General features: G+C 70.8%; 10 protein-coding genes, 1 rRNA gene and 1 pseudogene. All 12 read left to right on the top strand.

Features of this window, described 5'->3' with window-relative positions:
• The first annotated feature begins 187 nt into the window (after nt 1-187).
• The 12 genes and pseudogenes from rrf to ABEA30_RS00735 all read left to right on the top strand — a co-directional run bounded on the left by rrf (nt 188) and on the right by ABEA30_RS00735 (nt 10060).
• Nucleotides 188-304: ribosomal RNA gene (rrf, locus tag ABEA30_RS00785) — 5S ribosomal RNA — on the top strand.
• Between the two features lie 173 nt (nt 305-477).
• Nucleotides 478-942, top strand: a pseudogene (locus ABEA30_RS15890) (cytidylate kinase-like family protein); the annotation flags it as partial.
• Nucleotides 943-956: 14 nt separating this feature from the next.
• A complete protein-coding gene (locus tag ABEA30_RS00780; protein ID WP_345577537.1) occupies nt 957-1130 on the top strand; it encodes a hypothetical protein in 174 nt (57 codons plus the stop codon).
• A 382-nt stretch (nt 1131-1512) separates the two neighbouring features.
• The gene (locus ABEA30_RS00775) at nt 1513-2493 is read left to right on the top strand and encodes a hypothetical protein (protein WP_345577534.1); all 981 of its coding nucleotides are present in this window, start codon (nt 1513-1515) and stop codon (nt 2491-2493) included.
• Complete coding sequence (locus ABEA30_RS00770; RefSeq protein WP_345577532.1) at nt 2409-3434, top strand: tetratricopeptide repeat protein; 1026 nt, start codon at nt 2409-2411, stop codon at nt 3432-3434. The genes ABEA30_RS00775 and ABEA30_RS00770 overlap by 85 nt, the downstream gene beginning before the upstream one ends.
• Nucleotides 3431-4420, top strand: coding sequence for an HAD-IIA family hydrolase (locus ABEA30_RS00765; RefSeq protein ID WP_345577530.1), 990 nt, complete (start codon nt 3431-3433; stop codon nt 4418-4420). The genes ABEA30_RS00770 and ABEA30_RS00765 overlap by 4 nt, the downstream gene beginning before the upstream one ends.
• Nucleotides 4417-4629, top strand: a complete 213-nt coding sequence (locus ABEA30_RS00760; RefSeq protein WP_345577527.1) for a hypothetical protein — start codon at nt 4417-4419, stop codon at nt 4627-4629. The genes ABEA30_RS00765 and ABEA30_RS00760 overlap by 4 nt, the downstream gene beginning before the upstream one ends.
• Nucleotides 4626-5342: a TlyA family RNA methyltransferase gene (locus tag ABEA30_RS00755; RefSeq protein WP_345577524.1), complete on the top strand. Its 717-nt coding sequence runs from the start codon at nt 4626-4628 to the stop codon at nt 5340-5342. The genes ABEA30_RS00760 and ABEA30_RS00755 overlap by 4 nt, the downstream gene beginning before the upstream one ends.
• Nucleotides 5343-5351: 9 nt before the next feature.
• Entirely contained in the window at nt 5352-6251 is a 900-nt protein-coding gene (locus tag ABEA30_RS00750) for an NAD kinase (RefSeq protein ID WP_345577521.1), read from the top strand.
• Nucleotides 6251-7921 (top strand): DNA repair protein RecN, encoded by a 1671-nt coding sequence (recN, locus tag ABEA30_RS00745; protein ID WP_345577518.1) that lies wholly within the window; start codon nt 6251-6253, stop codon nt 7919-7921. Before ABEA30_RS00750 ends, recN begins: the two co-directional genes overlap by 1 nt.
• 12 nt (nt 7922-7933) lie before the next feature.
• A complete protein-coding gene (locus tag ABEA30_RS00740) occupies nt 7934-8386 on the top strand; it encodes a hypothetical protein (protein ID WP_345577516.1) in 453 nt (150 codons plus the stop codon).
• A 36-nt stretch (nt 8387-8422) separates the two neighbouring features.
• Nucleotides 8423-10060 (top strand): CTP synthase, encoded by a 1638-nt coding sequence (locus tag ABEA30_RS00735; protein ID WP_345577513.1) that lies wholly within the window; start codon nt 8423-8425, stop codon nt 10058-10060.

Below are 10060 nucleotides of genomic sequence, written 5' to 3'. Positions count from 1 at the left end.
GGTGATAGGTCGGATGTGGAAGCACAGCAATGTGTGGAGCTGACCGATACTAATAGGCCGAGGGCTTGTCTTTTCTACAAAGATGCTACGCGTCCACTGTGAGGTTTCTCGGGATACGGTCGGGAAACCGTGAACAACTCAACAATCTTGAGTATGTGTCGGATCCGATCACTATCACCCATAGTGTTTCGGTGGCCATAGCGAGAGGGAAACACCCGGTCCCATCCCGAACCCGGAAGTTAAGCCTCTCTGCGCCGATGGTACTGCGAGGGGGACCTCGTGGGAGACTAGGACGCCGCCGGACTTCTTACATACAAACCCCCTGAACCTGGTTCAGGGGGTTTGTTGCATTTCAGGGGGTTTGCTCGCCCACCGTGCTCGTGGGCAAGTGACGCTTTCGATCCCTGCCCATACTCCCGGACGTAGACTTGGCAGGGAAGTTGCCACTGCCGTGCGCTGCTCCCGAGGAGGACTGACATGAGTGCCATCACCGTTTCCCGCAAGCTGGGCTCCTACGGCGGCCGCATCGCCGAACGGGTGGCCCAGGAGCTGGGCTGGAAATTCGCCGATCGAGCCTTCGTCGACGGGGTGATCAGCGAATACGGCCTGATCGCCCTCAGGGACCTCTACGACAAGCCGCCGACACTGCTCGACCTGTTCAACGAGAACACCGCGATGACCATCCAGTGGATGAACAAGACACTCGTCACGCTGGCCGCCCGCCACGACGTGGTCATCCTCGGGCGGGGCGGTTTCGCCGCGCTGAAGGGTCATTCGGACGTTTTCAACGTGCTCGTCACGGCGCCCGATGACGAACGCGTCCGCCGGGTGGTGGAAGACAGCCGGGTGTCCCAGGGGGTCGCGCGGGAGATGGTGGACCGTGACACCGACACCAAGACGCGATTCGTTCGCCGCTACTACGGCGAGAACTGGGCGGCGGAGGACAGCTACCACTGGTGGTGGACACCTCCGAGCTGTCGGAGGACGAGGCGGTGGCCCAGATCATCGAGGCTGCCCGCGCCTGGTTCGGGTCCAGCGACGGCACCCCCATCACCGACGTCGAGGTCGACGCGATGCTGCTGCAGACCATCGACGAGCGCTTCGAGAACGACAAGCCGCTCTACAAGTAGCGGCGGGCCGGGCCGGCAGCTGGGAGGATCGGCCACGCGCCGGCCTCCCCATTGCGCAATGCCCCGGAAACTTGGGAGAACAGCCCTCCGGCTGGGATGATGGACCCTATGACTGACAACTCCACACCGGACGAAGGCCAGGGAAACCGCGGGCGCGACGGCAACGACCACGAACGCCGGGCCCCGCGGGGTGACGGCGCGCCGCGAGGCGGCCGCGGACCCCGACGCGACGACGACCGTCGCGGCCCTCGTCAGGGTGGGGAGCGCCGGACCTGGGGTGACCGGGACGACCGCCGTGGTCCCCGTGATGACCGGTTCGGGGGCCCTTCGTCCGAGGCTCGTTCCTCGCGCTCGGCTCAGGGACCGCGCTGGGGTGACCGGGATGACCGTCGCGGCCCGCGGCGGGATGATGATCGTCGTGGTCCCCGCGCCGAGGGTGATCGTCGCACCTGGGGTGACCGGGACGACCGTCGTGGTCCCCGTGATGACCGGTTCGGTGGCCCTTCGTCCGAGGGTCGTTCCTCGCGCTCGGCTCAGGGACCCCGCTGGGGTGACCGGGACGACCGTCGCGGCCCCCGCGCCGAGGGTGATCGTCGCACCTGGGGTGACCGGGACGACCGTCGTGGTCCCCGTGATGACCGGTTCGGCGGCCCTTCGTCCGAGGGTCGTTCCTCGCGCTCGGCTCAGGGACCGCGCTGGGGCGACCGGGACGACCGTCGCGGCCCGCGTCGCGACGATGACCGTCGCGGCCCTCGTGATGACCGGTTCGGGGGCCCTTCGTCCGAGGCTCGTTCCTCGCGCTCGGCTCAGGGACCCCGCTGGGGCGACCGCGACGACCGACGTGGTCCCCGTCGCGATGACCGCTTCGGCGGCCCTTCGTCCGAGGCTCGTTCCTCGCGCTCGGCTCAGGGACCGCGCTGGGGTGACCGGGACGACCGTCGCGGCCCGCGTCGCGATGATGACCGTCGTGGTCCCCGCGCCGAGGGAGATCGTCGCACCTGGGGTGACCGGGACGACCGACGTGGTCCCCGTCGCGATGATGACCGTCGTGGTCCCCGTCGCGACGATGATCGCCGTGGTCCTCGTGATGACCGGTTCGGGGGCCCTTCGTCCGAGGCTCGTTCCTCGCGCTCGGCTCAGGGACCGCGCTGGGGTGACCGGGACGACCGACGTGGTCCCCGTCGCGATGATGATCGCCGTGGTCCCCGTCGGGACGACGACCGCCGCGGTCCCCGTCGCGATGACGACCGCTGGGGCAGGGAGGAGCGCGAAGAGCGCGTGCACCGCCCCGGGACGGCGCCGCGGGCGGACGAGCCCCCGACGCCGCTGGAGTTCGACGACTCGCAGCTGCACCCCGGCGTGAAGGCGGAACTCAAGGGGCTCCCCAAGGACCTGGCCGACACCGTCGCCGCGCACATCTGGGCGGCGGGCCAGCTGATCGACGTCGACCCCGACCTGGCCTTCCGCCACGCCGAGGCCGCCCGGCGCCGTGCGGGCCGCCTGCCGATCGTCCGCGAAGCCGCCGCCGAAACGGCCTACGCCGCCGGCGAGTTCGCCGTCGCCCTGCGTGAGTTCCGCGCCATCCGCCGGATGTCCGGTGGCGACGAGCTCATCCCGCTCATCGCCGACTGCGAACGCGCCCTGGGCCGTCACCGCGACGCGCTCGAGGTGCTCCAGGAACTCAACCCGAAGCATCCGGACGTCAACCTGCACATCGAGTGCCTCCTCGTCGAGGCAGGCATCCGCGACGACCTGGGCCAGCGTGAAGAGGCCGAGCGACTGCTCACGGCCGCGATCTCCCGCAAGGTGGGCCCGCCGCAGGCACAGGCCAGATTGCAGTACGCCCTCGCGAACCTGCTCGAGGAGAACGGCGACAGCGCCGGCGCCCGCCAATGGTTCGCGTCCGCCGCAGAGCTCGACCGCTACGGCGATCTCGACACCGCGGAGCGGCTGGCCGCCATCGACGGCATCACCCTCCCCGACTTCTTCGAGGACGAGGACGACGAGTTCTCCGACGAGGAGGCTGCCGAGGAAGACGAGACGGGCGACCTCGACGACGACGATCTCGACGATGACGATGACCTCGACGACGACGACTTCGACGACGATTTCGCTGACGACGAAGCGGACGACGAAGCCGACCTGGAAACACCCGAGGATGACCTCGACGTGCAGGAGGATTTCTCCGCGGTGGAGGCTCCGGTCGTCGATGGACCGGACGCCGTCGAAGCCGCACCCGGCGAGGAGGACGACAGACGGCCCGATACGCTGGGGGACCCGACGACGGAGGAGACCGATCGATGAAGGCCCTTGCCGCTGACTACGACGCAGCGCTGTTCGACCTCGACGGGGTGATCTACCTCGGCCCGTACGCGGTCGAGGGCATTCCCGAGGCGCTCGAGGAGTTGCGGTCGCGGGGCACCCACCTGGGCTTCGTCACGAACAATGCCGCCCGCACCCCGGCTGCAGTCGCGGTGCACCTCGAGGAACTCGGCATCCGCGCCACCGAGGCCGACGTGGTCAACTCCACCCAGGCCACGCTCCGGATGCTGGCGGCAGACCTGCCCGCCGGCGCCCGGGTGCTGGCCGTCGGCACCAACGCGCTGGCGCACCAACTGGCCGGCGCCGGGTTCACCGTCGTCCACTCGCTCGACGAGGACCCGATGGCCGTGGTGCAGGGCTACCACCCCACCATCGAGTGGCCGCGGCTCGAGGACGCCGCGCTCGCCATCCAGCGGGGCGCCGTCTGGTACGCCACCAACCCGGACCTCACCCGGCCGTCCGAGCGTGGCATCGTGCCCGGTCTGGGCTCGCAACTCCAGGTGGTGCGCAACTGTGTGGCGATCGACCCCAAGATCGCCGGCAAGCCGTACCGGCCCCTCCTCGACGAGACGGTGCTGCGGCTCAGCGCCAAGAACCCGATCTTCGTGGGCGACCGCACCGACACCGACATCCTCGGCGCGAACATCGTCGGCATGGACTCGCTGTTCGTGTTCACCGGCGCCCACGGCAAGGCCGACCTCGCCGAGGCGGCGCCGGAGTACCGCCCCACGCACATCGGCTTCGACGCCAGCGCCCTGCTGGAACCCAAGCGGGAGGCCGAGTTCCAGGGCCAGCGCTACATCTGCGGCTACCAGGAGGTCGACTTCACCGAGGGCGTCGGTTACCTCTCCACCCGCCCCCTCACGCGCGACGAGCAGCTCGACGCGCTGTGGGCAGGCCTGCAGGCGAAGTGGCGCTTCGACGTCGACATCACCGCCGTGCTCAACTCGCTGGACGCCCTGCGATGACCGACGCGCCCACGCCGCGCAGCGCCGCGCCCGCAGACGTGCGCCGCACGGAACTCGTGGGTGAGGTGATGGCCGGGCTCGACCACCTCGACCACCTGCCGCTCGAGGAACAGACCGCGAAGCTGGCCGAGGCACAGTCCGTCCTGCAGGCCGTGCTGAACAACGACCCGACCCTCGCGCAGCTGGGCATCCCCGGCGTCGCCCGGTGAGACTCGACGTCGCCCTCGTCGAGCGCGGCCTCGCCCGCTCCCGCACCCACGCGGCCACTCTGATCGCCGAAGGTCGTGTGGCCGTGAACGGTGCCACCACCACGAAGGCGTCGGCCAGGATCGGCACCGACGACGAACTGACGGCCCGCGCCGAACTCTGGGTCTCGCGCGCGGCCCACAAGCTGCTGGGCGCCCTGGCCGGCTCCGGGGTGGACATCCGTGGCCGCGTGCTCGACGCCGGGGCCTCCACGGGCGGTTTCACCCAGGTGTGCCTCGAGCGGGGCGCCGACGTGGTGTACGCCGTCGACGTTGGACACGACCAACTGGCCCCCGAACTGCGCGCCGACCCCCGCGTCCGCGTGCGTGAGGGGCTCAACCTCCGCGACCTCACGCTCGACGACCTCGACGGCCTCCCCGTCGACCGCGTTGTGGGCGACGTCTCGTTCATCTCGCTCCGGCTTCTGTTGCCCGCACTGTGGAGCGTGCTGCGCGACGACGGGGAGGCGCTGCTGCTCGTCAAACCGCAGTTCGAGGTGGGCAGGGAGCGGCTGGGCTCTGGCGGGGTGGTCCGCGACGAGCGGCTCCGTGCGGAGGCCGTCGACGCCGTCGTCGCCGATGCCGAGGCGCTCGGGTGGCGGCAGCGCTGGCGGGGCGTGAGCGAACTGCCCGGAGCCACCGGCAACGTCGAGTACTTCGTCCACCTGACTCGCTAGGCTGGGCAGGTGACCAAACGAACCGTGGCCGTCCTCGTCCACCCGGACAGGGAGGAGGCCCTCGACAACGCCATCGCGTTCATGGCGGACCTCCACGCCATGGGCTTCGACTTCCTCGTCTTCGACGACGACCTCCAGCGCATCGCCGACAGGGTGGCGCCGGAGGTCGAGTTCGAGGCGCTCGACAGCCGCATGGCGGAACTGGCCGTGGTCTTCGGCGGCGACGGCACGATCCTGCGCGCAGCCGAGTGGGCCCTGCCGCTGGGCGTGCCGCTGCTCGGCGTCAACCTCGGCCACGTCGGCTTCCTCGCGGAACTCGAACCGTCGGACCTCCACGAACTGGCCACCGTGGTGGCGGAACGCCGCTACCAGGTGGAGGAACGCCTCGCACTCGAGGTGCAGGTCAGGGACCAGGACGGGCGGGTCACCTGGACGTCGGCGGCGGTCAACGAGGTGTCGCTGGAGAAGCGGGCCAGGGAGCGCATGCTCAACGTGCTGGTCAGCATCGACGAGCGTCCACTGTCGCGCTGGGGCTGCGACGGCGTCCTCGTGTCCACCCCCACGGGGTCCACCGCCTACGGCTTCTCGGCCGGCGGCCCGGTCGTGTGGCCCGACGTCAAGGCCATGCTCGTGGTGCCGCTCGCCGCGCACGCGCTGTTCAACCGTCCGATGGTGCTCAGCCCGTCGTCGAAGGTGCGGCTCGACATCATCCCCGACCTCCAGGCCAGCGGCATCCTGTGGTGCGACGGGCGCCGCAGCCACGAGGTCGCCGACGGTGAGGTCATCGAGGTCACGCAACTCCACGCGAAGCTGCGCCTGGCGCGCCTGCGGGAACAGCCGTTCACGACGCGCCTGGTGAAGAAGTTCGCGCTGCCCGTGCAGGGGTGGCGCAAGCAGACGGAGAAGTGATGCTGAGCGCCCTGCGGATGACGGCGTTCGGCGTCGTGGACGAGGCCGAGCTCGAGTTGGGTCCCGGCCTCACCGCGCTCACCGGCGAGACAGGCGCAGGCAAGACCATGATCGTCTCGGGCCTCGGCCACCTCCTCGGCAGCCGAGGGGACGCCGGCATCGTGCGACGCGGCGCGGAGCGCGCCGTCGTCGAGGGGCGCTGGGAGGTGCCCGACGACGTGGCCGCCCGGGTCCGCGAGCTGGGCGGCGACGCGGAGGACGGCGAACTCGTCACGCTGCGGCAGGTGTCGGCGCAGGGCCGATCGCGGGCGGTCGTCGGCGGCGCCGGGGTGCCGATCTCCGCGCTGGCGGACGTCATCGGCGAGATCGCCACCATCCACGGCCAGTCCGGGCAGATGAGGCTGTCCAGCCCGGACAGGCAACGCGAACTCCTCGACGCCCACGCGAAGCCGGCCCAGCTGGAGCGCTACCGGGCCAACTTCGCCGAACGCAGGGCCGCGGCCGCGGAACTGCAGGAACTCGAGCAGCAATCCCTGGCCCGCGCCCGCGAGGCAGACATGCTCCGCTTCGGCCTCGACGAGATCGCCGCGGTGGCCCCGCAACCGGGCGAGGACGACGCGTTGGCCGCGGAGCAGGCCAAGCTGATGGACCTCGACGAGCTGCGCAGCCTCGCCGGCACCGCGCACGAAGCACTCAGCGGCTCCGAGACCGACTACGACGCGCCCAGCGCAGTGGCCCTGGCCGGGGAGGCGCGCAAGGCACTCACGGCGCTGGCAGGCCGTGACGAGGCGGCCGCCGCACTGGCCGGCCGCGCCGTCGAGCTCACCATGCTCGCCGGCGAGCTGGCCGCAGACGTCGCCGGCTACGTCGACGACCTCGTGGCTGACCCGCTGCGGCTCGAGGCGGTGGGGCAGCGGCGGGGTGCGCTGGCCGGGTTGACCCGCAAGTACGGCACCACCGTCGACGAGGTCCTGGCCTGGGCCGAGTCCTCCGCTGCGCGGCTGGGCGAACTGGTGGGCAGCGACGAGCGCATCGAGGTGCTCCGTGCCCGCATCGCCGAACTCGACGCCGCGCTCGCGGCGGATGCGGCGGCGATCTCAGCGGCCCGGCGCGCCGCGGCCGAGGACCTGGCCGAGCAGGTCAGGTCGGAGCTGGCCGCGCTGGCGATGCCGCACGCCGAACTCCGCTTCGACGTGACCGACGCGCCCATCGGCCCGCACGGCGCCGACCGCATCGAGCTGCTGTTCACCGCCAACCCGGGCTCGGAACCCGCGCCGCTCGGCAAGGTCGCGTCCGGCGGCGAGCTCTCGCGGGTCCGGCTCGCGCTCGAGGTCGTGCTGGCCGACGCCGGGGCGCACCACACCTACGTGTTCGACGAGGTCGACGCCGGCGTCGGCGGCGCCGTCGGCCTCGAGATCGGGCGGCGGCTGCAGCGGCTGGCCGCCCACAGCCAAGTCATCGTCGTGACGCACCTGGCGCAGGTGGCGGCCTTCGCGGACGCGCACTTCGTGGTGGCCAAGGAGTCCGACGGTCAGGTGACCACTTCGGGTGTGCGACTCCTCACCGACGACCAGCGCGCCGCGGAACTCGCCCGTATGATGGGCGGCGCCTCCTCATCGACGAAGGGGATCGAGCACGCGCAGGAGCTGCTCGCACAAGCTGCCCGGTAGGGGGAAACATCGATGGCCGCACGGCTCCTCGGGGGAGTGCAGCGGTACCTGGACCGGATCCTCGTGGGTCTGGCGGTGGTGCTGCTGTTCTGGGTCTGGCACACGGCGCACCTGGAATGGGGCTCGGAGCTGTACGTCCCGGCCTGGATGGACGAGCGCATCCTCCTGTTCGCGGCGCCGGCCCTGCTGCTGGCGGTGCTCGGGCTGGTGCGCGCGGCGCTGGCCGCGGCGTTCGCGTACCCGCTCGTCGTCATCGTCGGTGAGCTGCTGGGCGGCGCGGCCTGGGACCTGCAGGTCATGTTCCTGGGGGAGGAACACGACCCCGTGCACGCCGGTTGGTGGATCGCCGTCGGGCTCTACTGCTGGGTGGTGCTCGGCGCCGCCTGGGGCGACGGCCGGGCGCGCCACTGGGCCCGGATCGAGGCCGAGGAGGCCGGCACCGGGCAAGTCGTGACGTCGCCGTAACGAAACGGAAATCTGGGCCCCTTAGGCTGGAGTTCCGTGCAAGCAACGAATTCCACGCGTCATGTCTTCGTCACCGGGGGCGTCGTCTCCTCGCTCGGCAAGGGCCTCACGGCCGCCAGCCTCGGCACGCTGCTGATCGGGCGCGGGCTCCGCGTCACCATGCAGAAGCTGGATCCCTACCTCAACGTCGACCCCGGCACCATGAACCCGTTCCAGCACGGCGAGGTCTTCATCACCGAGGACGGGGCGGAGACCGATCTCGACATCGGCCACTACGAACGCTTCCTCGACCGCAACCTCACCCGCAGCGCCAACGTCACCACAGGGCAGGTCTACTCGACCGTCATCGCGCGGGAGCGGCGCGGCGAGTACCTCGGCCAGACCGTCCAGGTGGTGCCCCACATCACCGACGAGATCCGGGACCGGATGCTCGGCATGGCCGGCCCGGACGTCGACGTGGTCATCCACGAGATCGGCGGCACCGTCGGCGACATCGAGTCGCTGCCGTTCCTGGAGGCCGCCCGTCAGGTGCGCCACGAGGTGGGCCGTGACCGGGTCTTCTTCCTGCACGTCTCGCTGGTGCCGTACCTCAAGCCCGCGGCGGAGTTGAAGACCAAGCCCACGCAGCACTCGGTGGCTGCGCTGCGGCAGGTGGGCATCCAGCCCGACGCCATCGTGTGCCGCTCCTCGCAGGAGATCCCGGCTGGGATGAAGGCCAAGATCGCGCTGATGTGTGACGTCGACGAGGAGGCGGTGATCAGCTGCGCCGACGCCTCCAGCATCTACGCGATCCCGCGCGTGCTGCACGCCGAGGGCCTCGACGCCTACGTGGTGCGCCGGCTCAACCTGTCGTTCCGCGACGTCGACTGGAGGGCCTGGGACGACCTGCTCGGCCGCGTGCAGCACCCGCAGCAGCGGGTCACGGTGGCCCTCGTGGGCAAGTACGTCGACCTCCCCGACGCCTATCTCTCGGTGTCCGAGGCGCTGCGGGCCGGCGGCTTCGCGCACCGGGCCGCCGTCGACCTGCGCTGGGTCGCCTCCGACGACTGCGAGACCCCCGACGGTGCCGCCGAGGCGCTGGCCGGCGTCGACGCCGTCTGCGTCCCGGGCGGCTTCGGCATCCGCGGCGTGGAGGGCAAGCTCGGCGCGCTCACCCACGCCCGTCAGCACCGGATCCCCACGCTCGGCCTCTGCCTGGGCATGCAGTGCATGGTGATCGAGGCCGCCCGCAACCTCGCGGGCATGGCCGGGGCGTCGTCGACGGAGTTCGACCCCGCCACCCCCGAGCCCGTGGTCGCCACCATGGCGGAGCAGAGCCACATCGTCGACGGCGGGGGCGACCTCGGCGGCACCATGCGGCTCGGCTCCTACCCGGCGGAGCTGCGCGACGGAACTGTCGTGCGCAGGGTCTATGGTGTGGCCAGGGTCGAGGAACGCCACCGCCACCGCTACGAGGTGAACAACGGCTACCGGGCCAGCCGCGAGGAGGCGGGCCTGGTGGTCTCGGGCACGTCACCGGATTCGCAACTGGTCGAATTCGTGGAACTGCCTGAGGACGTGCACCCGTACTACGTCGGCACGCAGGCGCACCCCGAGCTGAAGTCGCGCCCGACGAAGCCGCACCCGCTCTTCGCCGGGTTGATCGGAGCCGCGCTGGCGGCACGGAAGGGGTAG

This window comes from Tessaracoccus lubricantis (assembly GCF_039544535.1).
In the GTDB taxonomy this organism is placed as follows: Bacteria; Actinomycetota; Actinomycetes; order Propionibacteriales; family Propionibacteriaceae; genus Arachnia; species Arachnia lubricantis.
Note: the sequence above shows the minus strand (reverse complement) of the source record. Positions and strands in the feature narration are given on the sequence as shown.

What these genes read in the sequence shown, in the direction of transcription:
- ABEA30_RS00775 (WP_345577534.1), top strand. Translation starts at nt 1,513, where the DNA reads ATGACCGTCGCGGCCCGCGGCGGGATGATGATCGTCGTGGTCCCCGCG.
- ABEA30_RS00765 (WP_345577530.1), top strand. Translation starts at nt 3,431, where the DNA reads ATGAAGGCCCTTGCCGCTGACTACGACGCAGCGCTGTTCGACCTCGAC.
- ABEA30_RS00760 (WP_345577527.1), top strand. Translation starts at nt 4,417, where the DNA reads ATGACCGACGCGCCCACGCCGCGCAGCGCCGCGCCCGCAGACGTGCGC.
- recN (WP_345577518.1), top strand. Translation starts at nt 6,251, where the DNA reads ATGCTGAGCGCCCTGCGGATGACGGCGTTCGGCGTCGTGGACGAGGCC.
- ABEA30_RS00740 (WP_345577516.1), top strand. Translation starts at nt 7,934, where the DNA reads ATGGCCGCACGGCTCCTCGGGGGAGTGCAGCGGTACCTGGACCGGATC.